Annotated in this window: 26 protein-coding genes and 1 pseudogene; 17 read left to right on the top strand and 10 right to left on the bottom strand. The window is 67.7% G+C overall.

The annotated features are described in order from the left end of the window. Positions 1-2: 2 nt before the first annotated feature. Positions 3-704, bottom strand: a complete 702-nt coding sequence (gene lipB / locus AVMA1855_RS22105; RefSeq protein ID WP_284394471.1) for a lipoyl(octanoyl) transferase LipB — start codon at positions 702-704, stop codon at positions 3-5. Between the two features lie 5 nt (positions 705-709). Further along, positions 710-1,024 (bottom strand): YbeD family protein, encoded by a 315-nt coding sequence (locus AVMA1855_RS22100; RefSeq protein ID WP_284427326.1) that lies wholly within the window; start codon positions 1,022-1,024, stop codon positions 710-712. A gap of 236 nt (positions 1,025-1,260) precedes the next feature. Between AVMA1855_RS22100 and AVMA1855_RS22095 the strand changes: the two genes are divergently transcribed. The 14 genes and pseudogenes from AVMA1855_RS22095 (at position 1,261) to pdeM (ending at position 16,041) form a co-directional block, all read left to right on the top strand. Then, complete coding sequence (locus AVMA1855_RS22095) at positions 1,261-1,728, top strand: ATP synthase subunit I (RefSeq protein ID WP_272565781.1); 468 nt, start codon at positions 1,261-1,263, stop codon at positions 1,726-1,728. Positions 1,729-1,749: 21 nt separating this feature from the next. Further along, positions 1,750-2,628, top strand: coding sequence for a F0F1 ATP synthase subunit A (gene atpB / locus AVMA1855_RS22090; RefSeq protein ID WP_092745138.1), 879 nt, complete (start codon positions 1,750-1,752; stop codon positions 2,626-2,628). Between the two features lie 51 nt (positions 2,629-2,679). Then, positions 2,680-2,928 carry a F0F1 ATP synthase subunit C gene (gene atpE / locus AVMA1855_RS22085; RefSeq protein WP_092745139.1) on the top strand — a complete coding sequence of 83 codons (249 nt, stop codon included), beginning with the start codon at positions 2,680-2,682 and terminating at the stop codon, positions 2,926-2,928. A gap of 34 nt (positions 2,929-2,962) precedes the next feature. After that, positions 2,963-3,433 (top strand): F0F1 ATP synthase subunit B, encoded by a 471-nt coding sequence (locus AVMA1855_RS22080; protein ID WP_272565779.1) that lies wholly within the window; start codon positions 2,963-2,965, stop codon positions 3,431-3,433. A gap of 11 nt (positions 3,434-3,444) precedes the next feature. Next, entirely contained in the window at positions 3,445-3,987 is a 543-nt protein-coding gene (locus AVMA1855_RS22075; RefSeq protein WP_272565778.1) for a F0F1 ATP synthase subunit delta, read from the top strand. A gap of 43 nt (positions 3,988-4,030) precedes the next feature. Continuing rightward, positions 4,031-5,584 (top strand): F0F1 ATP synthase subunit alpha, encoded by a 1,554-nt coding sequence (gene atpA / locus AVMA1855_RS22070; RefSeq protein ID WP_272565775.1) that lies wholly within the window; start codon positions 4,031-4,033, stop codon positions 5,582-5,584. Positions 5,585-5,602: 18 nt separating this feature from the next. Then, complete coding sequence (gene atpG, locus AVMA1855_RS22065) at positions 5,603-6,469, top strand: F0F1 ATP synthase subunit gamma (protein ID WP_272549600.1); 867 nt, start codon at positions 5,603-5,605, stop codon at positions 6,467-6,469. Between the two features lie 36 nt (positions 6,470-6,505). Then, positions 6,506-7,912 carry a F0F1 ATP synthase subunit beta gene (gene atpD / locus AVMA1855_RS22060; protein ID WP_272565773.1) on the top strand — a complete coding sequence of 469 codons (1,407 nt, stop codon included), beginning with the start codon at positions 6,506-6,508 and terminating at the stop codon, positions 7,910-7,912. A 121-nt stretch (positions 7,913-8,033) separates the two neighbouring features. Then, on the top strand, positions 8,034-8,450 hold the full coding sequence (locus AVMA1855_RS22055; RefSeq protein WP_092745245.1) for a F0F1 ATP synthase subunit epsilon: 417 nt from the start codon (positions 8,034-8,036) through the stop codon (positions 8,448-8,450). A gap of 305 nt (positions 8,451-8,755) precedes the next feature. Then, positions 8,756-9,799 (top strand): annotated as a pseudogene (locus tag AVMA1855_RS22050) (ligase-associated DNA damage response exonuclease); the annotation flags it as partial. A 377-nt stretch (positions 9,800-10,176) separates the two neighbouring features. Further along, a complete protein-coding gene (locus AVMA1855_RS22045; protein WP_284427325.1) occupies positions 10,177-11,886 on the top strand; it encodes an ATP-dependent DNA ligase in 1,710 nt (569 codons plus the stop codon). Between the two features lie 17 nt (positions 11,887-11,903). Beyond that, on the top strand, positions 11,904-12,290 hold the full coding sequence (locus AVMA1855_RS22040) for a hypothetical protein (RefSeq protein WP_284427324.1): 387 nt from the start codon (positions 11,904-11,906) through the stop codon (positions 12,288-12,290). Beyond that, the gene (locus AVMA1855_RS22035; RefSeq protein WP_284427323.1) at positions 12,287-15,322 is read left to right on the top strand and encodes a ligase-associated DNA damage response DEXH box helicase; all 3,036 of its coding nucleotides are present in this window, start codon (positions 12,287-12,289) and stop codon (positions 15,320-15,322) included. The genes AVMA1855_RS22040 and AVMA1855_RS22035 overlap by 4 nt, the downstream gene beginning before the upstream one ends. Before the next feature lie 14 nt (positions 15,323-15,336). Then, positions 15,337-16,041, top strand: coding sequence for a ligase-associated DNA damage response endonuclease PdeM (pdeM, locus tag AVMA1855_RS22030; protein ID WP_284427322.1), 705 nt, complete (start codon positions 15,337-15,339; stop codon positions 16,039-16,041). A 28-nt stretch (positions 16,042-16,069) separates the two neighbouring features. On the opposite strand, the gene AVMA1855_RS22025 is transcribed toward pdeM, so the two are convergent. The 6 genes from AVMA1855_RS22025 to AVMA1855_RS22000 all read right to left on the bottom strand — a co-directional run bounded on the left by AVMA1855_RS22025 (position 16,070) and on the right by AVMA1855_RS22000 (position 22,210). Further along, positions 16,070-17,347 carry an NEL-type E3 ubiquitin ligase domain-containing protein gene (locus tag AVMA1855_RS22025; protein ID WP_284427321.1) on the bottom strand — a complete coding sequence of 426 codons (1,278 nt, stop codon included), beginning with the start codon at positions 17,345-17,347 and terminating at the stop codon, positions 16,070-16,072. Positions 17,348-17,854: 507 nt separating this feature from the next. Next, positions 17,855-19,528 (bottom strand): NEL-type E3 ubiquitin ligase domain-containing protein, encoded by a 1,674-nt coding sequence (locus AVMA1855_RS22020; RefSeq protein ID WP_284427320.1) that lies wholly within the window; start codon positions 19,526-19,528, stop codon positions 17,855-17,857. Positions 19,529-19,634: 106 nt separating this feature from the next. Next, positions 19,635-19,847 (bottom strand): hypothetical protein, encoded by a 213-nt coding sequence (locus AVMA1855_RS22015; protein WP_284427319.1) that lies wholly within the window; start codon positions 19,845-19,847, stop codon positions 19,635-19,637. Between the two features lie 209 nt (positions 19,848-20,056). Beyond that, positions 20,057-20,638, bottom strand: a complete 582-nt coding sequence (locus AVMA1855_RS22010; protein ID WP_284413312.1) for a TPM domain-containing protein — start codon at positions 20,636-20,638, stop codon at positions 20,057-20,059. 2 nt (positions 20,639-20,640) lie between these two features. Beyond that, on the bottom strand, positions 20,641-21,588 hold the full coding sequence (locus tag AVMA1855_RS22005; RefSeq protein WP_284394441.1) for a TPM domain-containing protein: 948 nt from the start codon (positions 21,586-21,588) through the stop codon (positions 20,641-20,643). A 22-nt stretch (positions 21,589-21,610) separates the two neighbouring features. Continuing rightward, positions 21,611-22,210, bottom strand: a complete 600-nt coding sequence (locus AVMA1855_RS22000; RefSeq protein WP_272565758.1) for a LemA family protein — start codon at positions 22,208-22,210, stop codon at positions 21,611-21,613. A gap of 193 nt (positions 22,211-22,403) precedes the next feature. On the opposite strand from AVMA1855_RS22000, the gene AVMA1855_RS21995 reads away from it, so the two are divergent. From AVMA1855_RS21995 to AVMA1855_RS21985, 3 genes are all read left to right on the top strand, one after another. Next, complete coding sequence (locus tag AVMA1855_RS21995; protein WP_272565757.1) at positions 22,404-22,853, top strand: YybH family protein; 450 nt, start codon at positions 22,404-22,406, stop codon at positions 22,851-22,853. Positions 22,854-22,933: 80 nt separating this feature from the next. After that, complete coding sequence (locus AVMA1855_RS21990) at positions 22,934-24,010, top strand: YheT family hydrolase (RefSeq protein WP_284427318.1); 1,077 nt, start codon at positions 22,934-22,936, stop codon at positions 24,008-24,010. Then, the gene (locus AVMA1855_RS21985; protein ID WP_284406672.1) at positions 24,003-24,527 is read left to right on the top strand and encodes a DUF2946 family protein; all 525 of its coding nucleotides are present in this window, start codon (positions 24,003-24,005) and stop codon (positions 24,525-24,527) included. Before AVMA1855_RS21990 ends, AVMA1855_RS21985 begins: the two co-directional genes overlap by 8 nt. Positions 24,528-24,678: 151 nt before the next feature. Here AVMA1855_RS21985 and AVMA1855_RS21980 read toward each other — a convergent pair whose 3' ends face one another. After that, entirely contained in the window at positions 24,679-25,041 is a 363-nt protein-coding gene (locus AVMA1855_RS21980) for a hypothetical protein (RefSeq protein ID WP_284427317.1), read from the bottom strand. A 4-nt stretch (positions 25,042-25,045) separates the two neighbouring features. Continuing rightward, positions 25,046-25,392, bottom strand: a 347-nt coding sequence (locus AVMA1855_RS21975) for a DUF6402 family protein (protein ID WP_284427316.1), incomplete at its 5' end; no start/stop codon positions are given.

Below are 25,392 nucleotides of genomic sequence, written 5' to 3'. Positions count from 1 at the left end.
GGTCAGGGGGCCAGGCGAATGGCGAGCTGCTGGCTCAGCACTTCGGCGGCTTCTTCCCAGGTGGTGTGGACCCCGATTGTAGAAAGGTCCACCGTTTGCAACCCTGCGTAGCCACAAGGGTTGATGCGCGAGAAGGGTTCCAGGTCCATGTCCACGTTGAGTGCCACGCCGTGGTAGGTGCAGTGGCGCGACACCTTGATGCCCAGTGCGGCGATCTTGCCCAGCCCGGTGAAGTCAGGGGCGTCATGGGCTTGCGTGGCTGGCAGACCCTCGGCCTTGCGTGGCCGCTGCGGCAGCTGGGCATGGCCTGCCGGGTTGTCCAGGCGCACGTAGATGCCCGGGGCCCCGCCCACGCGGTGCCCGGTGACGCCGAAATGGGCCAGCGTCCGGATCACCGATTCTTCGATGCGGTAGACGTATTCCTTGACGAAATAACCTGCGCGCTGCAAATCCAGCAACGGATAGGCCACGACCTGCCCCGGGCCATGGAAAGTCACCTGCCCGCCCCGGTTGGTGGCGACGATGGGAATGTCGCCAGGGACCAGCACATGGTCGGCCTTGCCGGCCAGCCCCTGCGTGTAGAGCGGCGGGTGCTGGCAGATCCACAGCGCATCGGGAGTCTGGGTCGTGCGCTCCTGCGTGAACGCCTGCATGCCCTGCAGCGTCTCCCGATAGTCCACGAGGCCCAGGTGGCGAATCTCCATGGGACTTAGAGCACCACCTTGACCATCGGGTGCGAGGACAGAGCCCGGTACAGGTCGTCAAGTTGTTCGCGGCTGGTGGCTGTGATCGTGATGGTGACGCCCAGGTAGTTGCCGGCGCGGCTGTCGCGCAGTTCGATGGTCGACGCGTCGAAGGTCGGGTCGAAGCGGTGCGCCAGCTCCGTCACCGCGTGGACGAATCCATCCACTTTCTGCCCCATGACCTTGATGGGGAACGACGAGGGGTACTCGACGAGCGAATCTTTGCGGGGATCGGTCGCGGACGGGGCGTCTGATGGGAGCGTGGAAGGGGGCTGTGTCATGGCGATGGTCTATAAACGGCGGGCTTCGTGCCATTTTGAACGGGTTCGGGGCGGCAATCTTTCGGCCGAAGTCTGCACCGCGATAGGGCGGTTCACGTTGGCCGGTCACCACAACGGAGCGCGTGCGCGCACACTTTCATACCGGCCTGAGAGGTCATTGCCGGATGAAAGTGGTTTTTACTTATAATCAGGGGCTTTGTGAAAGTTTCGGTCTGTAAAGTGGGCGTCATTCCTCAATGAAAACAAACGCTCCCGACCACGAAACTGAGGCTGAAGATTCCGACTTCAAGCCCCTGTCAGCCGAAGAGGCTGCGCAGTGGCGCCTCCGGCATCCGCGGATCTCCGTGTGGCGAATCGTCTGGGGGCAGGCATTCGTCGGAGCACTGGCTGCCCTGGTGGCATGGCTGGTTTCCGGCAGGCCCTCTGTGGCTTGGTCCACGGGATATGGCGCACTGGCGGTGGTGATTCCTGCGGCCTTGTTCGCGCGAGGCATGGCCCGGCATCAAACTTCCGCGGGAGGTGCGATGGCTGGCCTGTTCGGTTGGGAGTTGGTCAAGATTGCAATGACCGTTGCCATGCTGGCGGCGGCGCCCCGGCTGGTTCCGGGGCTGAGTTGGCTGGCATTGCTGGCCGGCATGGTAGTGACTATGAAAACGTACTGGATCGCCCTCATGGTGCGGCCCGGTGTCCGAAAAACCGATTGATATTGATAGAAGAGTTGTCCGATGGCCGCAGAAGCGCATGCACCGACTGCCAGTGAATACATCGTTCACCACTTGCAGCATCTCCAGAACATCAAGCAGAAGTCCATTGTCGATTTCTCCGTGGTGAACTTCGATTCCGTGATCGTGGGTTTGGTTCTCGGTTTCATCGCACTTTTTGTCTTCTGGCGTGCCGCCCGCACGGCCACCTCCGGTGTGCCGGGCCGTTTCCAGGCCGCGGTGGAGATCCTGGTCGAGATGGTGGACAACCAGGCCAAGGCCAACATCCACAACGCTGAAAGCCGCAAGTTCATCGCTCCCCTGGCGCTGACCGTGTTCGTCTGGATCTTCCTGATGAATGCCATGGACATGCTGCCGGTCGATCTGCTGCCCGCCATCTGGGCCCAGATCTACGGTGCCGCCGGCCATGATCCGCACCATGCCTATCTGCGCGTGGTGCCCACTGCCGATCTGTCCACCACCCTCGGTCTGTCGTTCGCCGTGCTGGTGCTTTGCCTGTACTACAGCGTGAAGATCAAGGGCCTGGGCGGCTGGGCGCATGAACTGGTCACCGCACCGTTCGGCACCAGCAAGAATCCCGTCTTCGCCCTGATCCTGGGCGTGGTCAATCTGCTCATGCAGATCATTGAATACATTGCCAAGACCGTGTCGCATGGCATGCGGCTGTTCGGCAACATGTACGCTGGTGAGTTGGTGTTCATGCTGATTGCCCTGATGGGCGGTGCTGCTGCCATGTCGCTTTCCGGTGTGTTGCTCCCTCTGGGGCACATCATTGCAGGCTCGATCTGGGCGATCTTCCACATCCTGGTGATCACCCTGCAGGCCTTCATTTTCATGATGCTTGCGCTGATCTATCTCGGCCAGGCGCATGAAGCTCACTGATCCTTTCCCTTTCTTTTTCAACCTTCCTTTCTTTTCATCCTAGGAGTCATCATGGAAAACGTTCTCGGTCTCGTCGCTCTGGCTTGTGGTCTGATCGTGGGTCTCGGCGCTATCGGCGCTTCGATCGGCATCGCACTGATGGGTGGCAAGTACCTCGAAGCGTCCGCTCGCCAGCCTGAGCTGATCAACGAACTGCAAACCAAGATGTTCATCTTGGCCGGTCTGATCGACGCCGCCTTCCTGATCGGCGTGGCCATTGCTCTGCTGTTCGCTTTCGCCAACCCCTTCGTCCTGGCCTAAGCTCCGTTCAACGCCCAACTAGAAAGGTGTTGCCGTGAGTATCAACGCGACCCTGTTCGTTCAGGCCATCGTCTTTCTGATCCTGGTGCTGTTCACGATGAAGTTCGTGTGGCCCCCGATCGCGAAAGCACTGGACGAGCGAGCCCAGAAAATCGCCGATGGCCTCGCTGCCGCCGACCGTGCCAAATCCGAATTGACCGCTGTGAACCAGCGCGTCGAGAAGGAACTGGCCCAGACGCGCAACGAAACGGCATCGCGTATTGCGGACGCCGAGCGCCGCGCTCAGGCCATCATCGACGAGGCCAAGGCCCGTGCGACCGAGGAAGGCAACAAGATCGTCGCCGCTGCCCGTGCCGATGCCGAGCAGCAGTCGATCCAGGCCCGTGAAGCCCTGCGCGAGCAGGTCGCTGCGCTGGCCGTCAAGGGCGCCGAGCAGATTCTCCGCAAGGAAGTCAATGCTGGCGTCCACGCCGACCTGCTGAACCGCCTGAAGACCGAGCTGTAAGGAGCGCGCACATGGCAGAACTCGCCACCATTGCCCGCCCTTACGCGGAAGCCCTGTTCAAGGCCAGCACGTCCCAGCCGGGTGCCGACCTGAACGGCACCGTGGCCTGGGTGGAAGAAGTGGCGGCGATTGCCGCCAATCCCCAACTGCGCCAGCTGGCGGACAACCCCAAGGTGACCTCCGAACAGGTGTTCGACGTCATCACGGGCGTGGTTCGTGGCGCGCTGCCCGAGGCAGCCCGCAACTTCCTGCGCGTCATCATCGAGAACGGCCGTGTGGACGCGCTTCCCGAGGTGGCGGCCCAGTTCCGCGCGCTGGTGAATCGGCGCAACGGCTCTTCCGATGCCGTGGTGTTCAGCGCTTTCGCGCTGGATGCCGCCGCGTTGGCCGGCCTGGACGCGGTGCTCGAAAAGCGCTTCGGCCGCAAGCTGAATGTCTCGGTACAGGTGGACGAATCCCTGATCGGCGGCGTTCGCGTAGTCGTGGGAGACGAGGTGCTCGACACCTCCGTCAAAGCCCGTCTGGAACAAATGAAAGCGGCCCTCACTGCGTAAGCGGCTTGAGGTCTCGGCTAACCAAAGAAAGAAGGAAAGAGTCATGCAACTCAATCCCGCAGAAATTTCTGAACTGATCAAGAGCCGCATCGAAGGTCTGGCAGCCAGCAGCGATATCCGCAATCAGGGCACCGTGGTGTCCGTGTCCGACGGTATCGTGCGCGTGCACGGCCTGTCCGACGTGATGCAGGGCGAAATGCTGGAGTTCCCCGCCAACAAGGACGGTGCGCCTTCCTACGGCCTGGCACTGAACCTCGAGCGCGACTCCGTCGGCGCCGTGATTCTGGGCGAGTACGAGCACATCTCCGAAGGCGACACCGTCAAGTGCACGGGCCGCATTCTGGAAGTGCCCGTGGGCCCCGAACTCGTGGGCCGCGTGGTGAACGCGCTGGGCCAGCCGATCGACGGCAAAGGTCCCATCAACGCCAAGCTCACCGACGTGATCGAAAAGGTCGCTCCGGGCGTGATCGCCCGTAAATCGGTGGACCAGCCCCTGCAGACCGGCCTGAAGTCCATCGACTCCATGGTGCCCGTGGGCCGTGGCCAGCGCGAGCTGATCATCGGTGACCGCCAGACCGGCAAGACGGCCGTCGCCATCGACGCCATCATTGCCCAGAAGGGCCAGGGCGTGACGTGTATCTACGTCGCCATCGGTCAGAAGGCATCGTCCATCAAGAACGTCGTGCGCTCGCTGGAGCAAGCCGGCGCGATGGAGTACACGATCGTGGTGGCCGCTTCGGCTTCCGAGTCCGCCGCCATGCAATACGTGTCGGCCTACTCCGGCTGCACGATGGGCGAGTACTTCCGCGACCGCGGCGAAGACGCGCTGATCGTCTATGACGACCTGTCCAAGCAAGCCGTGGCCTACCGCCAGGTTTCGCTGCTGCTGCGCCGCCCGCCAGGCCGTGAAGCCTATCCCGGCGACGTGTTCTATCTCCACAGCCGCCTGCTGGAGCGTGCCGCCCGCGTGAACGCCGACTACGTCGAGGCCTTCACCAAGGGTGAAGTCAAGGGCAAGACCGGTTCGCTGACCGCACTGCCGATCATCGAAACGCAAGCCGGCGACGTGTCCGCCTTCGTTCCGACTAACGTGATCTCGATCACGGACGGCCAGATCTTCCTGGAAACCAGCCTGTTCAACGCCGGTATCCGCCCCGCCATCAACGCCGGTATTTCCGTGTCGCGCGTCGGTGGTGCGGCCCAGACCAAGATCATCAAGAGCCTGTCCGGCGGTATCCGTACCGACCTGGCCCAGTACCGGGAACTGGCTGCGTTCGCGCAGTTCGCTTCCGACCTGGACGAAGCCACCCGCAAGCAGCTGGACCGCGGTGCCCGCGTGACCGAACTGCTCAAGCAAGCCCAGTACAGCCCGCTGCCCATCTCGTTGATGGGTGCGACGCTGTTCGCAGTGAACAAGGGCTTCATGGACGACATCGAAGTCAAGAAGGTGCTCGAGTTCGAACACGGCCTGCACCAGTTCCTGAAGTCCAGCCACGGCCCTCTGCTGGCCAAGCTGGAACAGGCGAAGGCCATGGACAAGGACGCTGAAGCCGAATTGACCGCCGCCATCGGCGCGTTCAAGAAGTCGTTCGCCTAAACCGAACGAGGAATCATCATGGCAGCAGGCAAGGAAATACGCGGCAAGATCAAATCGGTGGAAAACACCAAGAAGATCACCAAGGCCATGGAAATGGTGGCCGCGTCCAAGATGCGCAAGGCGCAAGAGCGGATGCGCTCGGCCCGTCCTTACAGCGAGAAGATCCGCAACATCGCCGCCAACCTCGGCAAGGCCAATCCGGAGTACGTTCATCCTTTCATGAAGGAAAACGATGCCAAGGTGGCCGGTGTCATCGTGGTGACGACCGACAAGGGCCTGTGTGGCGGCATGAACACCAACGTGTTGCGTGCCGTGACCACCAAGCTGCGCGAGTTGCAGTCTGCTGGCGTGTCCACCGAGGCCGTGGCCATTGGCAACAAGGGCCTGGGTTTCCTGAACCGCGTCGGTGCCAAGGTGGTTTCGCATGTCACCGGTCTGGGCGACACCCCGCATCTGGACAAGCTGATCGGCCCCGTGAAAGTGCTGCTCGACGCTTATGCCGAAGGCAAGATCAACGCGGTGTACCTGGGGTACACCAAGTTCATCAACACCATGCGGCAGGAGTCGGTGGTGGAGCGTCTGCTTCCCCTGTCGTCCTCGCAGATGGAAGCGGAGAAGACGGAGCACGGCTGGGACTACATCTATGAGCCCGATGCGCAGAGCGTCATCGACGAGCTGCTGCTGCGCTATGTCGAATCCCTGATCTACCAGGCCGTGGCAGAAAACATGGCCTCCGAGCAGTCCGCGCGCATGGTGGCCATGAAGGCTGCCACCGACAACGCAGGCAGCGTCATCGGCGAGTTGAAGCTGGTCTACAACAAAACGCGCCAGGCAGCGATCACGAAAGAGCTTTCGGAAATCGTGTCCGGCGCTGCTGCTGTGTAAACAGACAGCTCAACCCACATTTATTTGGAGCAAAAAATGGCTCAAGTGCAAGGCAAGATTGTTCAATGTATCGGCGCCGTGGTGGACGTGGAGTTCCCGCGCGACCAGATGCCCAAGATTTACGACGCCCTGAAGCTCGACGGTTCCACCCTGACGCTGGAAGTGCAGCAGCAGCTGGGTGACGGTATTGTGCGCACCATCGCCCTGGGCTCGTCCGACGGCCTGCGCCGCGGCATCGTGGTGACCAACACCGGCAACCCCATCACCGTGCCCGTGGGCAAGGCGACCCTGGGCCGCATCATGGACGTGCTGGGCGCGCCCATCGACGAGCGCGGTCCGGTCAGTCAGGACCTCACGGCCTCCATCCACCGCAAGGCCCCTGCGTACGACGAACTGTCGCCTTCGCAGGAGCTGCTGGAAACCGGCATCAAGGTGATCGACCTGGTGTGCCCGTTCGCCAAGGGCGGCAAGGTGGGCCTGTTCGGCGGCGCCGGCGTGGGCAAGACCGTGAACATGATGGAACTCATCAACAACATCGCCAAGGCCCACAGCGGTCTGTCGGTGTTTGCAGGGGTGGGCGAGCGGACCCGTGAAGGGAACGACTTCTATCACGAGATGGCCGATTCCGGCGTGGTGAATCTCGAGAAGCTGGAAGAGTCCAAGGTGGCCATGGTCTACGGCCAGATGAACGAGCCCCCAGGCAACCGCCTGCGTGTCGCGCTGACCGGCCTGACGATCGCCGAGTCGTTCCGCGACGAAGGCCGCGACGTGCTGTTCTTCGTGGACAACATCTACCGCTACACGCTGGCCGGTACCGAAGTGTCCGCACTGCTGGGCCGCATGCCTTCCGCCGTGGGCTACCAGCCCACGCTGGCCGAAGAAATGGGCCGCCTGCAAGAGCGCATCACTTCCACCAAGGTGGGCTCGATCACCTCCATCCAGGCCGTGTATGTGCCAGCGGATGACTTGACCGACCCATCGCCCGCCACGACGTTCGCCCACTTGGACTCCACCGTGGTGCTGTCGCGTGACATCGCTTCCCTGGGGATCTACCCTGCCGTGGACCCGCTGGACTCCACCAGCCGCCAACTCGACCCGCAAGTCGTGGGCGAAGAGCACTACGCGGTGGCCCGCGGTGTGCAAGGCACGCTGCAGCGCTACAAGGAACTGCGCGACATCATCGCCATTCTGGGCATGGACGAACTGGCTCCCGAGGACAAGCTGGCCGTGGCCCGCGCCCGGAAGATCCAGCGTTTCCTGTCGCAGCCGTTCCACGTGGCCGAAGTGTTCACGGGCTCGCCCGGCAAGTATGTGCCCCTGTCCGAAACCATCCGTGGTTTCAAGATGATCGTGGCCGGCGAGTGCGATCACCTGCCCGAGCAGGCGTTCTACATGGTCGGCACGATCGACGAAGCCTTCGAAAAGGCCAAGAAGGTCGCGTAAGGCGGCGCGATCGGCGGCCTGCCATGGGTGAGCGTGCCATGCGGGTGCTTCCAGGCACCTGCGGCGCGCCGACCGGACAGACTGCCGATTTCCAGCTTTCCCGACTTTTGGAAGGAACCCCATGAACACCATTCACGTCGATGTCGTCAGCGCCGAAGAGTCCATCTTCTCCGGCGAAGCGCGGTTCGTCGCTCTGCCCGGCGAAGCCGGTGAACTGGGCATCTACCCCCGCCACACCCCGCTGATCACGCGCATCAAGCCCGGCTCGGTGCGCATCGAGATGGCCGATGGCGGCGAAGAGTTCGTCTTCGTGGCCGGTGGCATTCTGGAAGTGCAGCCCCACCGCGTGACGGTGCTGTCCGATACCGCGGTGCGCGGCAAGGACCTGGATGACGAGAAGGCCAACCAGGCCAAGGCCGCGGCCGAAGAAGCCGTCAAGAACGCCAAGAGCGAACTCGACCTGGCCAAGGCGCAATCGGAACTGGCCGTGATGGCCGCGCAGATCGCTGCGCTGCGCAAGTTCCGCCAAAAGCGCTGACCGGACGAACGGCCTGCCTGCCGTCCGCGACAAAGCCGCCTTTGGGCGGCTTTTTTCATGGCCGTGATGAATGAGCCAAAAGGGCGGTGCAGGCGGGCTCGGGCCGGGCGGCCGGGGCACCACCAGCACGGTAGGCGTCGGCTGACACGGGCATGCGGCGTTCCGCACCCGGGCGAAAGAGGGGTGGGCGATAGCATTCGGCATGCAAGCGCACACAGCACTTCCTTCTACGCACGGCGCATTGGGCGACGGGGTCAGACAGGTCGCCCGTAGGCGCTTCTCCCCTTTCGCGAAAGACACCGGACATGGCGCGCGGTGACGTCGATCTGATCGTCGCTCGCCCCGAAGGCCTGTACTGCACCGCGGGCGATTTCTACATCGACCCCTGGCGGCCGGTGGATCGGGCGGTCATCACGCACGGCCATTCGGACCATGCGCGCATGGGCCACGCCCATTACCTCGCCCATACCGACAGCGAGGGCGTCCTGCGGGCCCGGCTGGGTGCCGATATCGCCTTGCAGACACTGGCCTATGGCGAAGCCATCGAACACCACGGCGTGCGCCTGTCGCTGCACCCCGCCGGCCATGTGCTGGGGTCCGCCCAGGTGCGGCTGGAGCACGGCGGGCGGGTGTGGGTCGCATCGGGCGACTACAAGACCGAGGCCGACGGCACCTGCACCCCGTTCGAGCCGGTGCGCTGCGACACCTTCATCACCGAATCCACTTTCGGCCTGCCCATCTACCGCTGGCCCACGCAGCCGGTGCTGTTCGCCGACATCAATGCCTGGTGGCGCGCCAATGCCGCGCAGGGCCGGCCTTCGGTGCTGCTGTGCTATGCCTTCGGCAAGGCGCAGCGCATCCTGCACGGCGTGGACCGCAGCATCGGTCCGATCGTGGTGCATGGGGCCGTGGAGCCGCTCAATGCGGTGTACCGCGCGGCCGGCGTGGATCTGCCGCCCACCTTTCGCGTGACCGACCCGGGGGTGGATGCGCAAATGCTCAAGACCGCGCTGGTCCTGGCCCCGCCGTCCGCCCAGGGCACGCCCTGGATGCGCCGCTTCGCCCGCCATGCCGATGCGTTCGCCAGCGGCTGGATGCAGCTGCGCGGCACGCGCCGCCGCCGGGGCGTGGACCGCGGGTTCGTGATGTCGGACCACGCGGACTGGCCCGGCCTGCAGCGGGCGATCGGGGCCACCGGGGCCGAACGCGTTTTCGTGACCCATGGCAGCGTGGCGGTGCTGGTGCGCTGGCTGTGCGAACAGGGGCTGGATGCGCAGTCGTTCCACACGGAATACGGCGATGAGGATGACCAGGAGGCCGCTCCGGCATCGGCCGTGCCGGTGCCCGCGCAAGCCGATGAGGCGGTGGACGCGGCCCGTGCCGCGCAGGCGTCTAAGCCCGCGATCGCCCAGCCCGGTGGAGACGCATCCCCGGTGATCAACGGTGCGCCGTCTGCCCTGCCACCGTCCGATGCCAGCGCCCCCGCTGCGCAGGCCGGAGAAGGCTCGGGCGATGTGGCCGCAGCCGCCCAGGCCGCAGCGCTGGACGGCGTGTCCGGTGCTCCGAGGCCCCGCCCCAGGGGCCGATCGAAACGCACCGCTGCGGCCATCGATCCCGATCAAGGCGCCCTCACGGAGCCGGCCGCTGGGAAGGGCGCGGCCCCTTCCGAGGCCGAGTCATCCTCCCTGTCCTCCGCTCCACCCCGCCGACCCCCTTCGTCTGCGCCATGAAGGACTTCGCCGCGCTCTACCGCGCGCTCGACGCCAGCACCTCCAGCCTGGCCAAGCAGGCCGCGCTGCAGGCCTACCTGCGCGCCGCGGCGCCGGCGGATGCGGCGTGGGCGGTGTATTTCCTGGCCGGCGGCAAGCCACGCCAGCTGGTGCCGACCAAGCTGCTGCGCACCCTGGCGCGCGATGCGGCCCGGTTGCCCGAATGGCTGTTCGACGAGAGCTACGAGGCCGTGGGCGACCTGGCCGAGACCATCTCGCTGCTGCTGCCCGCGCCCACCGCCGTGCAGGCGCTGGGCCTGGCGGAGTGGATGGAGCACCACCTGCTGCCCCTGCGCGGCATGCCGCCCGAGGCGCTGGAGACCACGCTGCGGGCCCAGTGGGCAGGCCTCGCGCCCGAAGAGCGGCTGGTGTATTTCAAGCTCATCACGGGGGCGTTCCGCGTGGGGGTGTCGCGCCTGCAGGTCACGCAGGCACTGGCGGCGGTGAGCGGCGTGGATGCCAAGCGTGTCGCGCAGCGGCTCATGGGCTACACGCACATCGGGGCGCGTCCGGGTGAGGGCGACTACCTGCGCCTGGTCGCAGCCGAGGGCGAAGGCGGCGATGACGCGGCGCAGGGCGAAGCCCGGGGCCATCCCTATCCCTTCTTCCTGGCGCACCCGCTGCAACTGCCGGTGTCCCAGTTCGACACGGTGCTCGGCCCGCCCGCGCAGTGGATCGTGGAGTGGAAGTGGGACGGCATCCGCGCCCAGATCGTGCGGCGCAGCACCCGCGCCGAGGGCGCCAGCGAAGGCGCCGGCACCTGGGTCTGGTCGCGCGGCGAGGAGCTGGTGAGCGACCGCTTCCCAGAGCTGCAGGCGTTCGGGGAAGCGCTGCCCGACGGCACGGTGCTCGATGGCGAGATCGTCGTCTGGCGCGCTGCCGAGGGCGATGCCGCGGCCCACGTGCGCCCGTTCGCCGACTTGCAAAAGCGCATCGGCCGCAAGACCCTCACACCGAAGCTGCTGCGCGAGCTGCCCGTGGTGCTGCTCGCCTACGACCTGCTGGAGGAGGGCGGCCAGGACCTGCGCCAGCGACCCCAGCACGAACGGCGGGCGCGGCTCGATGCGCTGCTGGCGCGCGTGGCGCACCCGGCGCTGGTGGCCAGCCCGGTGCTGCAGGGCGACCGCTGGCAGGATCTGGCGGTCCAGCGCGAGCAGGCCCGCTCGCTGGGCGTGGAAGGCATGATGCTCAAGGCCCGCGATGCCGAATACGGCGTGGGCCGCACCAAGGACGTGGGCACGTGGTGGAAGTGGAAGATCGACCCCTTGAGCATCGATGCGGTGCTGATCTATGCCCAGCGCGGCCATGGCCGGCGCGCCAGCCTCTACAGCGACTACACCTTCGCGGTGTGGGACGGTCCGCCAGGCACCGAAGGGCGCGCGCTGGTGCCGTTCGCCAAGGCCTATTCCGGCCTGACCGATGCGGAGATGGCGCGGGTGGATGCGGTCATCCGCAAGACCACCGTCGAGACCTTCGGCCCGGTGCGCAGCGTGCGGCCCACGCTGGTGTTCGAACTGGGGTTCGAGGGCATCGCCCGCAGCAGCCGCCACAAGAGCGGGATCGCCGTGCGCTTTCCGCGCATGCTGCGCTGGCGCGAGGACAAGCCGGTGGACGAAGCGGATTCGGTGGACACCCTGGCGGCGCTGTTGCCGAGGTCGGATGCGTGATCGCCGGAGGGCCATCCATGCCGCGCATTGACGACGGCCATGAGCGCGCGGCGTTCCTGGGCCGGGCGGTGGGCCGGCGGCCCGCGCACCCTGCGGTGACGCACCCCAAGAAGACGCTCCGGGCCAAGGCGGCGCACCCGGCTTGCCTGCGCTTTTCGGCGGGCTGCCTGCGGTGCGCGCGGCGAGCGGGCACCGTGCCTGCGCGCTCCGCGGCGGCGCGCCCGGGAGGGGGGCGGTCGTTCCGTCCGGTGCGGCCGTTTGTGCGCCAGCCGCTGCGCAGCGCAGCGCAAGCGGAGCGGGGGGCGCAAGCCATGGCGCTTCCCTTGTCACGCCGCTGGGTACGGGCCGGCGAGGCGCGCACGTCGTTGCGGCGCCGTTCGCCACGGCAGGGGGGCTGGCAGTGACCCGGTCCACGGTCCAGCGCGCGGTGGCCGACTGGTTCGCGCAGCGGGGCTGGAAGCCGTTCCCGTTCCAGAAGCAGGTGTGGAAGGCCATGGCGGAGGGCCGCTCGGGGCTGCTGCATGCGACGACCGGGGCGGGCAAGACCTATGCGGTGTGGCTCGGCGCCCTGCAGGCGCTGGCCGGCGATCCAGACGGATCTGAGCCGAATCGGGCTCCAGCGCAAAGAGTACTAGGGCATGATGCTATAAAAAAAGTAGCAATTCCTTTGCGGGGGCGCCAGAGCACCGCCGCACCGCTCACCGTCCTGTGGCTCACGCCCATGCGGGCGCTGGCGGCCGACACGCTCAAGGCGCTGCAGGCGCCGATCGATGCGCTGGCGCCGGTGCATGGCGGCGTGGCGCGCTGGACGGCCGGCGCGCGCACGGGCGATACCGCCAGCGGCGAGCGCAGCGCGCAGTCGCGGCGCCTGCCCACGGTGCTGGTGACCACGCCCGAGAGCCTGTCGCTGCTGCTGGCGCGGGGCGATGCGCGCGAGGTGCTGTCGTCCGTGCAGCTGGTGGTGGCCGACGAATGGCACGAGTTGCTGGGCAACAAGCGCGGGGTGCAGGTGCAGCTGGCCATCGCCCGGCTGCAGGGCTGGAACCCCGCGCTGCGCGTGTGGGGCATGTCGGCCACGCTCGGCAACCTGGAGGAAGCCATGCACACGCTGCTGGGCCAGGCACCGGGCCGGCAGGAAGGCGGCTCTGGCGAGGGCGTGCTGGTGCAGGGCCGGGTGGACAAGCGCCTGGTGGTGGACACGCTGCTGCCCGACCACCCCGAGCGCTTTTCGTGGGCCGGCCACCTGGGCCTGTCGATGCTGCCCGCCGTGGTGCGCGAGCTGGCCGGCACGCGCACCACGCTGGTCTTCGTCAACGTGCGCTCGCAGGCCGAGGTCTGGTACAAGGCCATTCTCGATGCGCGGCCCGACTGGGCGGGCGAGCTGGCCATCCACCACGGCTCGCTGGACCGCGGCGTGCGCGAATGGGTCGAGGCGGGGCTCAAGGCCGGGCGGCTGCGGGCGGTGGTGTGCACCTCCAGCCTGGACCTGGGCGTGGACTTTTTGCCCGTGGAGCGCGTGCTGCAGATCGGATCGGCCAAGGGCATCGCGCGGCTGCTGCAGCGCGCGGGGCGATCGGGCCACGCGCCCGGGCGGCCGTCGCGCATCACGCTCGTGCCCACCCACAGCCTGGAGCTGGTCGAGGCCGCCGCCGCCCGCGCCGCGGTGCAGGCGGGCCAGGTGGAGATGCGCGCCAGCCCGCGCCGCCCCGTGGACGTGCTGGTGCAGCACCTGGTCACCGTCGCCCTGGGTGGCGGCTTCGAGCCCGAGGCGCTCTATGCCGAGGTGCGCCGCACGGCGGCCTATGCCGACCTGCCGCGCGCCGTGTGGCAGTGGTGCCTGGACTTCGTGCACCGGGGCGGGCCGTCGCTGGCCGTCTACCCGGACTACCAGCGCGTGGTGCCCGATGAGGGCGGCGTGTGGCGCATGCCCGATGCGCGCTTGGCGCGGCGCCACCGCGCCAACATCGGCACCATCGTGAGCGATGCCAGCATGGTGGTGCAGGTGCTGCACGGCGCGCGCCTGGGCACCATGGAAGAGAGCTTTCTGTCGCGCCTGTCGGCCGGCGACTGCTTCGTGTTCGCGGGTCAGGTGCTGGAGATGGTCCGCATCGAGGACATGACCGCCTACGTGCGCCGCGCCGCGCGCGGTCGGCCCACCGTGCCGCGCTGGGCGGGATCGCGCATGCCGCTGTCCACCGTGCTGGCCGACTTCGTGGTGCGCCAGCTCGCGCTGGCGGCGGACGGCGACTACCGCTCGCCCGAACTGAAAAGCGTGCGCCCGCTGCTGGAGGTGCAGCAGCGCTGGTCGGCCCTGCCCACGCCCGGCACGCTGCTGGCCGAAACCCTGCGCACGCGCGAAGGCTGGCACCTGTTTCTCTACCCCTTCGCCGGGCGGCATGCGCACACCGGCCTGGCCAGCCTGTTCGCCTGGCGCGCGGCGCAGGGCGAGGCGGGCACCTTCTCGATCGCGGTCAACGACTACGGCCTGGAGCTGCTCAGCGCCACCGAGCGCGACTGGGCGGCCCTGCTGCCCGAGCTGCTGAGCACGCAGGCCCGCCCCGCGCCCGGTGCCCTCGCCGCGCCTACGACGGACCCGGCCCCCGGCGCGATCGCTTCCGACCTGCGCGTGCCCGCCAGCGAAGCCCTGGCCATCCGCAACACGGCCAATGCCGCCCGGGCCGAAGCCGACGATGCCGCCGGCCACCCCCTGCCCGAGGCGCCGCACGGCGACCCCGAGCGCCAGGCCCTGCTGCACGAAGTGCTGGCCAGCCTGAACGCCACCGAAATGGCGCGGCGGCGCTTTCGCGAGATCGCGCGCGTGTCGGGGCTGATCTTCCAGAGCCACCCCGGCGAGCGCCGCAGTGCCCGCCAGCTGCAGGCGTCGTCGCAGCTGTTCTTCGAGGTCTTTCGCAAATACGACACCACCAACATGCTGCTGCGCCAGGCCGACGAAGAGGTGCTGAGTCAGGAGCTGGACGTGGCCCAGTTGCTGGCCGCATTGCGCCGCATGCAGGGCCAGCAACGGGTGGTGCGGGCGCTGCTGCGGCCGAGCCCGTTCGCCTTTCCGCTCATGGTGGAGCGCTTTCGCGAAAAGCTCACCAACGAGCACCTGGCCGACCGCATCGCGCGCATGCTCGCGCAACTGGACAGTGCCGCCGATGCCCGCGGCCCGGCGGCCGAGGCCGCGCCGCGCATGCAGGACGTGGTGCCGCCCGACCCGCCGCTGCGCGCGCGGCGGCTTCCGAAGGCCGCGGCCAGCGAACCGCCGGCCGTCGACGAGGCCCCGGTGGCACTGCACGACCCCCTGCAGTCCGCGGCGGCCGAGGTGCGCCGCACGCTCGACTTCTCGCTGACCGCCGCCGACGAATCCGCACCGGGCGGCGGCGCGAAGCGGCGCCGCGAGCGCAAGCCCTCGCGGCCCTTGCCCCGGCTGTGAAGAACCATCAAGGCATGAGCGCAACGGACACCCATCCCACGGCCGAGGGCGCCGCCATCTGCCACCTGGCTGGCACCGAAGTCCACCTGCTGCCCGACCGCTCCCTGTGGTGGCCGGCCGGCCGCACGCTGTTCGTGGCCGACGTGCACCTGGGCAAGTCCGATACCTTCCGCGCGCGCGGGCTGCCCGTGCCCTCGGGTACCACGCGCGACAACCTCGATCGGCTGTCGGCCCTGATCGCCCGGCAAGGCGCGCAGCGGCTGGTGGTGCTGGGCGACTTCCTGCACGCGGCCGAAGCGCAGTCGCCTGCCGTGCTGGCCGCCCTGTCGGCATGGCGCGCCGCGCATGCGGCGCTGGAGGTGGTGCTGGTGCGCGGCAACCACGACAGCCACGCCGGCGATCCGCCGGCCGGCCTGGGGTTCGCCATCGTGGACGAGCCCTGGCCGATCGGGCCCTTCGCGTGCTGCCACTACCCGCAGGCGCACGGCACGCTGCACGTGCTCGCCGGCCACGTCCATCCCGCCGTGGTGCTGCGGGGGCGGGGGCGCGACGCCCTGCGCCTGCCGTGCTTCGCGGTGGAGCCGCAACTCACCGTGCTGCCGGCGTTCGGCGAGTTCACCGGCGGCCAGACGATGACCACCGGCCCGGAGCGCCGCTTTTTCGCCACCGGCGGCGGGCGGGTGTGGGCGGTGCCGGGCATGGGGGCCGCGTCGGAGTGACCTGGCCCGTGGGTGAAAGTCCTGGCGGTTATCCAGGGCCGGTTCTGCGCGACGGCCCGGCCTCGGGCGGTCTCGGATGGTTCGGCGGCATCGCTCCGCCCGCCTGAGCCGCCAAGGGCTGAAGGTGCGTATTCACCGAGGCCTCCCACTCGCTGTAGATCTCACGGGCTTGTCGCGAGTATTCGAAAGCGGCGGGGCTTTCATGATCTTCCGGCCAGGGCAATTGAAGGAACGGATGGTTGTCCCGAGCGTCCTTCAATGGCTGGAACGTCGCCTGGTGCAGCTCCTGTATGCCCACACGCCAGGTCTCGTGGTGCATCAGAAACGCTGGGTAGGCCTGCGGGTCGGCCGCCTGCGCCAAAACCTCGGAATGCAGGGCTGCGATGTCTTTCGAGTCCAGCGCGCTGAAGTCGAGGTTGGTGAGGTCTTGCGCCGTGTCCTGCGGCAGTTGAAGGGGCCTTTTCAGCGCCGCCTTGGCGTGCGCCAGGGTTTCCAGCGGATCTGCCTGCAGCCATTTCGCTTTCCATGGCGGTAAATCGGTGCGCTGCTTCATCTGGTCTATCAACAGGTTCGTGGCGGTCTCCAGCAGCGACAGCCGGAACTGCTGGCCCATCAGGCCGTTCAACTGCGCTTCGTTGATCTTGCCCGCTCGCACGTCCAGCACCATCTGCCGGTTGCGCACGGCCAGCATCACCTTGGAAAAGCCATCGAGCAGGTTGTCCCTGCAATCGCCGAGGGCGGTCTGCGAGATCAGGTACACCTCGCTGCGCAGATCGGGATCGCGCGCGATCGCCAGGATGGTCGTGCGCACCTGGCTGGCCAGTTGCTGTTGTGCCGCAGGCGAAAAACCCGGGTAAGCCTCGTCGTGCAGGCGCTCCAGCACCCGGGCGAAGGCAGGTGCCTGGGGCTCGTCGTCGAAGGCATGGGGGTCTGCGGTGGCGGCCTGCGCCATGCCGCTGCTCATCCATGTCCGGATCTGGTGACCCAGTGGCGCTTTCAGGCGTTCGAGGTCGCCTTCGACATCGCCCTCGTCGAGTTCTTCGTCGTGCTGTGTCTCGAGGTAGGCTTCGAGGTCCGATGCGTCATCGCCCTCCTCCAGTGAGGGGGCGGTGGTCACGAACGTGCCCACCGGGTTCATGACGAGTTCGATCACGCGCGCCGCGGCGGGGTGGCTGTGGCGGTGCTGTTGCCATAACGCTTCCAGCCCCGTTTTGATTTCGGCCCGAACGCCCTGGAGTGTCGAAAGGGCCGCCGCCATTTGCTGGATATGTTTTTCCAGATCAGGGCGCTGCACGGTCAGCGCCACCAGATCGAAGAGCTGCGAAGAGGCCAGCGGGCCATGGATGCCCAGTTCCCCCAAAGCGTGCTGCAGGTGCTCGGGCGTTTCGAGGTCCAGCGCGCCATCATCGGACTGTGGCGATCCAGGGGCTGACGGCACCTCCCCGCGCGGGCTGGCCACGGCGGTGGCGGGCAGCGGCGGGCGCAGCGGCATGGCCGAGCGTGGCGGCAAGGAGGGGCCTGCCGTGGGCGCGCTGGCAGAAGTGCGGCGTGGCGACAGGGGCAGGGCTGCATCTGCGGCTGGACCGGTCGTTCGGGCGCGAACGGGCCGGGTGGGCGCTGCGCCGCTGGCCTCGGGGCTGTGTTCTCGTGGCCGGATGCGGCCGGAATGTCGTAGGGGGTCCATGGTCGCCTTTCCCGCCGCATTCGAGCGGGGCGGTACCGGCGATGTTCGTGCGGGAACGCGGTGGCGTCCTGCCCCGTGCGCACGGGTGCATCGTTTTGCGAAGCCGGCGCAACACCGGCCCAATGCGGCTTACGCCATGTCCGGTTCGGGTTTCATGGACGGGTCAGGCGCCCCGATTTTCCCCAAATGCCTCAGCAGCAGATTTTCCTCGTGCCGCCATTTCGCCTCGACCGCCCGGCTGCGGATGGCGTACTCGACCTCCGCTTCCAGGCCCTGCGGCAGGTCTTCATCGAAGAACGGATCGTCGTCGCGTGCCGTGGTGAGCTGGCCGAATTCGCGCGGGTGCAGCGCTTTCATTCCTTCACGCCATGTCGGGTGGTTAAAGCGAAATTCGCCATAAGCGGTAGGATCGCTCGCCTGTTGCTCCACGGCGCGGGCCAGATCGGCCACGTTGTTTTGGCGAAGCACGCTCAATTGCAAGGCCTGTACGCCGGTGACGGTGCCCTCCGGCAGATCCAGTCGGTCCCGCAGCGCCTGCTTGGCGTGCATCAGCGTTTCCAGCGGCTCCCGCGTGAGTTGTCGCTTGGGCCAGGGGCCAAGGTCCGGGCGCTGCAGTTCCTGATGAATGAACCGGGTGACCTCGCTTTCCAGCAAAGCCAGCCGGAACTGCTGCCTTGCCCAGCGCTGGAACTGCGTGGCGTCCACCCGGCCGCTGCGGATGTCCGCCACCATCTGGTGGTTGCGCACCGCCAACAGCGCTTTGGAAAAACCTTCGAGCACGTTGTCCTGGCAACTGCCCAAAGCCGTTTGCGCTATCAGATAGACCTGCGCGCGCAGATCGGGATCGCCTGCTACCGCATGGATGACGGCCGCGACCTGCTCGCCCCGTTGCGCTGCTACCGTCGAGGAGCCGCCCTCCGGGCCCTCGCGGCCGGCATCGCGCAGTCGGGCGAGCAGGCGGGCAAAAGCGGGCGCCTGTGGCTCGTCATCGAAAGCGCTCAATGCAGCGGCTTCGGGATGGTCCGGGCCCAGCCATTGGGCGGCTTCCCAGCCGAGAGGCCTCGTTTGGCGCTTCAGGTCCCGGGCGAGTTCGTCTTGCTCGTTCTCCTCCCCTTCGTCCTCCGACTCGACATCTTCGTTTTCAAAGTCGATCAGGATGCCCATCAACTGCCGGATGGCCTCGGTCGTGACGGGGTGCAAGGTGCTGTCCCGGGCCCGCGCTTCCAACCCGTCGCGCAGTTCCGGCAGGGCGCCGAGTTCCACGAGCAGGTCGGCTGATACGCGCAGCACCTCGGGCGCCAACTCCGGCTGGGCATTCAACTGGTCCAGCAACGCAAAGACCTGGGACGAATGGGGCCCCAATGCGGCATGGTTCGCAAACGGAAGCGTGAGCGGGGCCGGCGCCGCTTCGTTCTCGCTTTGCCAGCTTTCTTCTTCCGAGTCCGAGGTCTCTGACCACGCGTCTGGTGATGGCGGTGGCGTGTTGTTCAAATCGAGTGGATGAGGCTGTGCAGCGTACTCCTCTGACGATGCGGGCAGTGCGGCGTTCAGGTCCGGCAGGTTCGGCGGTTGGGGCAGTGCGGTGTTCAGGTCCGGCAGGTCCGGCAGGTCCGGCGGTTGGGGCAGTGCGGTGTTCAGGTCCGGCAGGTTCGGCGGTTGGGTCAGTGCGGCGTTCAGATCCGGCAGGTTCGGCGGTTGGGTCAGTGCGGTGTTCAGGTCTGGCAGAGGCAAGTGGGCGCGCGGCGCTCGAAGGTAGGCAGCGGCTTCGGCGGCGTTTCCCGACAATGGATTGCGCGCAGCCAAAGGGCCGGCAGGGTGCGCTGGACTGGTTCTGCGTGCGCGGACCTGGCGGTCTGCGACGGACGGTGACCCAACACTTTGCTCACGCGGCCTCACGGTACCAATGCGTTCAATGCCTGACATGGGTGATTTTCCAGTTGGGGGCTGTGAATGGGTGGCTGCCGCGCTGCGGGTTGAGCGGGCAGACGATGGACCGGTGCCCGAGGCCGAACGGCAGACGGTAAAGCGCGCCATGAATGACCGGTGCCGCCAGCCCGGAAGCAGGCAATTGCGGCTTTGACGAAGCTTGGCTCCGCCGAGGCGTACCGATGTGGCTGGCCATCTCTGGGCGGTGCTCGCGCAGTCGGGTGCGGCTCGGAGGCCGAAGGGGGTCCATTTGGGGCGCCTTTCCTGCCGCGCTCATGCGCTGGCGGTACCGGCGATCGTCTGTGCGTCAGCGAAAACGTTCCATGTTCCGCGCGCAGGGATGCCCGGTTTTGCGAAGCCTTGAGCCAAGCCTCGCAGGGCACGCTTGCGCGCCAAGGGCCGGGGCTATTCTTTCAGCAGCGCATCGCCCGCCAGCACCGGCGCATCGGGCAGTTCGTTGCGCCCGCTCGCCACCGCCCCCTCTTCGCCCATTCCTGTGGGGAAGTGCTCGGCCAGCAGGGCGGACACCTCCGCCAGCGCCTGCGTCAAACCGTCCTCGTAACGCTCGGCGCGAAAGGCCTCGCCCATGTGAGCGACCAGGGTGCGCCAGGTCTCGGGCGGCACGGCGCGGGCCAGGCCCCGGTCGGCCACGATCTCGATGGCCTGCTCGGCCACCAGCAGGTAGATGAGCACGCCGTTGTTGTGCTCGGTGTCCCACACGCGCAGCTTGCCGAACAGCGTGACGGCCCGCTCGCGTGCGCTGGCGCCGCGCCATAGGTAGCTAGTGGGCAGGCCGCCTTCGGCGCAGATGCGGATCTGCCCGGTGTGGCGGCGCTCGCTGGCGGCCACGCGGCGCGTGATGCGCTCCAGCACGTCGGGCGGCAGGGCCTGGTGCAGGCGGCCTTCCACCCACCGGTGCCGCACGAGCCGCGCGATGCGCGACAGGGCCGAAGGGGGGGCCGCGTGGGCCAGCGAGGTCTTTGCCATGGTCACCAGTCTCCCGAGGCGCCGCCGCCGCCAAAATCGCCGCCGCCGCCCGAACTGAAGCCGCCGCCATCGCTGCTGCTGCCGCCGCCACTGCCACCGCTCCAGCCGCCGAAGCCCCCGGTGGATGTGCCGATCCCGCCGCCCCCGGCCGGCCCGAAACCGCCGCCGCGCCGCCCGCCCAGGGACAGGCCGGTGCCGCTGAAAAGCCAGGTGTAGAGCAGCGCGATCAGCCCGGCGCCGCCGGCCAGCAGCACGCTGGTGGTGAACAGAAACGCCAGCCCGCCCACGCCGCCGCCCAGCAGCAGCCCGCCCAGGCGGTTGCCGAAAATGCCGCGCGCCACCGGGCCGCCCACCATCACGCCGAAGAACAGGAAGATGGCGAGGTCGGTCCAGTCCACGCCCGGCGCGGACCGGGCCGCGCGTTCGCTGGTGTCACTGGGCAGGGGCAGCGATTCGCCGGCGATGCGCGCGCCGATCTGGTTCACCGCGGCGGACAGGCCGCCTGCGTAGTCACCCTCGCGAAAGCGCGGCTTCATGGCGCCGTCGATGATGCGCGCGGCGGCGATGTCGGGGATGGCCCCTTCCAGCGCCTTGGCCACCTCGATGCGCATCTTGCGGTCGTCCTTGGCCACCAGCACCAGCACGCCGTCGCCCACGTCCTTGCGGCCGACCTTCCAGGCGTTGCCGACCCGGTTGGCGAACGCGGCCAGTTCCTCGGGCGCGGTGGTGGGCACCATCAGCACCACGACCTGCGAGCCGTGGGATTTTTCGATGGCGGCCAGGCGCGTGTCCAGCGCCTGCCGGTCGGCCGCGCTGAGCGTGCCGGTCTGGTCGATAACGCGCGCGCTCAGTGCCGGCACGGCGCGCTGCGCCTGCGCTGGCGTGCCGAAACAGCCGATGGCCATCAAAAAGAGAGCTGTCAGCGCGAGGCGGACGTGCGCCAGGGCCATGTCGGGCACTCCGGTGGTGGTGTCAGGGCTTGGACGCCGGCTTGGAGAAGTCCACCGCCGGCGGGGTGGAGATCTGCGCCTCGTTCTGCACGGTGAAGCTGGGCTTCGGGTCGTAGCTGAACACCTTGGCCGTGACGTTGGTGGGGAAACTGCGCGCCAGCACGTTGTATTCCTGCACCGTCTGGATATAGCGGTTGCGCGCCACGGTGATGCGGTTTTCGGTGCCCTCCAGCGTCACGCGCAAGTCGCGGAACGCCTGGTTGGCCTGCAGTTGGGGGTAGCGCTCGGCCACCACCATCAGGCGCGAGAGGGCGCCGGACAGCTCGCCCTGCGCGGCCTGGAATTTGTTGAACGCCTCGGGGTTGTTCAGCGTCTCGGGCGTCACCTGGATGGAGGTGGCCTTGGCGCGGGCCTCGACCACCTTGGTCAGCGTGTCCTGCTCGAAGGCGGCCTCGCCCTTGACGGTGGCGACGATGTTGGGCACCAGGTCGGCGCGGCGCTGGTACTGGTTGAGCACCTCGCTCCACGCGGCCTTGGACTGCTCGTCCAGGCGCTGGAAGTCGTTGTAGCCGCAGCCTGAGAGGGCCAGGACGGCGGCCAGGGTGGCAAGAAGACGTTTCATGGCACGTGCGCTGGGCCGGGTGCAGGCGACAGTGCCGAAAGGCTGGCAGCGCCCGCGCATTCTGCCCCAGCCCGATCGGGCACCGCGTAGTCCGCCGGGCCGACCGCCCGGCCGGTCCGGCGACCGCGGGCCGGGCGTTGCGGCCCGCCAGCCCTGACAATAGCGCCACCGCATGACAGCCCACCGAAGCGCCATGACCCGATCCCCCTACCGTGCCGCCACCCTGGGCGGCTCCGCCGACGAGACCGAAGCCGCCTTCTACGAAGCCCTGCAGACGGGCAACCTGGAACGCCTGATGGCGTGCTGGGCCGAGGAGGACGACATCGTCTGCGTCAACCCCGGCGGCCCGCGCCTGCTGGGCGCTGCGGCCATCCGCGCCGCCTTCAGCGCCATGTTCGAGCACGGCACCCTGCGCGCCCGGCCGGCCCAGGTGCACCGGGTGCAGGCCATGGCCAGCGCGGTGCACAGCGTGGTCGAGCACGTCGAGGTGGTGCTGGACGGCGGGGTGCGCGAGGCCATCGTGCAGTCCACCAACGTCTACCACAAGACCCCGCAGGGCTGGCGCCTGGTGGCCCACCACGCCAGCCCGGGCACCGTGCACGAAGCCCAGGCGCCGGGCCACCCGCCGCCGGTGCTGCATTGAGGCGCTGCCCGCCATGTTGTCGGCCCACGGGCTTCAAGCCTTTTAGCCCTCCAGCACAATAAGTACTAGGGCATTTTGCTATGAAATATGTAGCGCCTCGCTGGTTGCCCGGCGGCCACCTGCAGACCATCTGGCCGGCGCTGGCCTCGCGCCGGGTGCTGGCCGCGCCACCGGCCTATCGGCGCGAGCGCTGGACGGCGCCGGACGGCGATTTCGTGGACGTGGACTTCCTGGAGCCGGCCGCAGGGGCCGGGACGCAGGCCGATCCTGGCAGGCCGCTGCTGGTGCTGTTCCACGGGCTGGAGGGGTCGTCGCGCAGTCACTATGCCGAGGCCTTCGCCGATGTAGCGCGCGAGCGCGGCTGGGCCTACGCCGTGCCGCATTTCCGGGGCTGCAGCGGCGAGCTCAACCTGGCCCCGCGCGCCTACCACTCGGGCGACCACGAGGAGATCGCCTGGATCCTGGCACGGCTGGCGCAGCGGCAGGCCGACGGCGCCCTCGGGGCCGACGGCACGCCCGGTCCGCGCGCGCCGCTGCTGGCGGTGGGTGTGTCGCTCGGCGGCAATGCGTTGCTGCGCTGGGCCGCCGAGGCCGGCGCCAGCGCCTCGCGCAGCGCCGATGCGGTGGCGGCTGTGTGCTCGCCGCTCGACCTGGCCGCGGGCGGGGCGGCCATCGGCCGGGGCTTCAACCGGCAGGTATACACGCGCATGTTCCTGCGCACCATGGTGCCCAAGGCGCTGGCCAAGCTGCGCCAGCACCCGGGCCTGTTCGACCGGCAGGCCCTGCTGGCCGCGCGCGACCTGTACGACTTCGACAACGTGTTCACCGCGCCGCTGCACGGCTTTCGCGACACCGACGACTACTGGCGCCGCGCCTCGGCCCAACCGCTGCTGGGGCGCATCCGCATTCCGGCGCTGGCCGTCAATGCGCGCAACGATCCGTTCGTGCCGGCGTCCAGCCTGCCGCGCGCGGGGCAGGCCGGGCCCCACGTCACGCTGTGGCAGCCCGCGCACGGCGGGCACGTCGGCTTCGCCCAGGGGCGCCTGCCGGGCCACGTGCGCGCCATGCCGGCCGAGGTGGCTGCCTGGCTGGCGGCCCACGGGGCACCGGACTACGCGGCCGGCGGAACCCCCTCGATACCATCGCGCCATGGATGACATCGTCAAACAGGCCATCGCCAAGTGGCCCAACGTTCCCGACTGTTACGGCTGGCTGGGGCTCGACGCGCGGGGCCGCTGGTACATGCGCGACGACGCCACCCAGGCCCAGGGGCCTTTCCCGCAGGCCAAAGGCTCGCTGCTGGCGCACGGCAAGCTCATCGACTTCATCCAGCGCAACTACGAGGCCGACGCCCAGGGGCGCTGGTTCTTCCAGAACGGCCCGCAGCGCGTGTACGTGGAGCTGGAGATCACCCCGGTGGTCTGGCGCATCGAGCCGGATTTCACCCTGGTCGCCCACACCGGCCGCGCCGCCACCGCCCGCGAATGCCTGCTGGACGAGGCCGGGCGCCTGTACCTGTTCGACGGCACCGTGCTGGGGCTGGCGCACACGCTGGACATGGAAACCGCCGCGCAGGCGGTCGAGGCCGGGCAGTGGGACCCGCAGCCAGTGCAGGCAGCCGATCTGCCGGTGCGCTATGGCTACGTGCTGCAGCCGTCGGTGTTCCGGGTCTGAGCTGCCCCCGCGCCCTGGGCGGTTCTGCACGGTGGGGCAGTGCCGGCCCACGCACTTTCTCAAAACTTCATGCGCTGGCGTTGTCCTGAGCGGCCGGGCGCTTCATTTCGGATTTGACCTCGTCTTCACCGAAGATGCCCGTGAAAGTTAGTCACGACCCGGGAAGCGCCCATTCGGCGATCAGCTTGATCTCCACGCTCCGTGGTTCCCAGTGGACCTGATCTACCAGTTGCACGGCTTCGATGTTCTGCTCTTGCAAGACGGTGCCGTCCTGGGTCTGGAGCTGCACAAAGCCAGGGGCGTCTGCGGAAGAGCCGGGCGACATTCGCCACGGCCAGCCGATCCGGAACACGGCTACTTGAAAGCGTTGGTCCGGACTGGGGAAGGTTTTGTACACGCTGGAACAACACAGCTTGCGTCCGCTGGGCGTGAACGACAGCCAGCCATAGACCCCCAGCGCCACGGCGACGAGCAAGGCCAAGAATTTGGAGCGCGATGCGCTTGGATGGGCCATGGTTCTAAGGCTTGAACAAGAACGTATTGTTCGTGGTCTGCTTGAGCACCCGCATATCGGAATAGATCAGAAAATCACCGCCTTTCCGATTGGTCGAGCGCCATTTCCTGAAATCAGAATTGCGGACGTTGAAGCCGCCATTCAAACCGGTTCGCCCAACGCTATTGGATTCGAAGTTCCAGTTTCCAAGATCCTGGTCCTCGCCCGCTGCATCATTGAAGTCATAGGGGAACCTCTCAAAACCCATCCGGTCCCTTGTTGATCGAGAACGCGTGCTCCATCCTTTGCCATGATCACTCCCCGTAGCGCCCTGAAGTTCGACCTGTTCGCTGAGGCCTCGCGCCAACACAA

The sequence above is a fragment of the Acidovorax sp. SUPP1855 genome (genome assembly GCF_030158955.1).
Lineage (GTDB): Bacteria > Pseudomonadota > Gammaproteobacteria > Burkholderiales > Burkholderiaceae_C > Paracidovorax.
The sequence above is the reverse complement of the archived record's forward strand: the minus strand, read 5'-3'. Positions and strand labels throughout refer to the sequence as shown.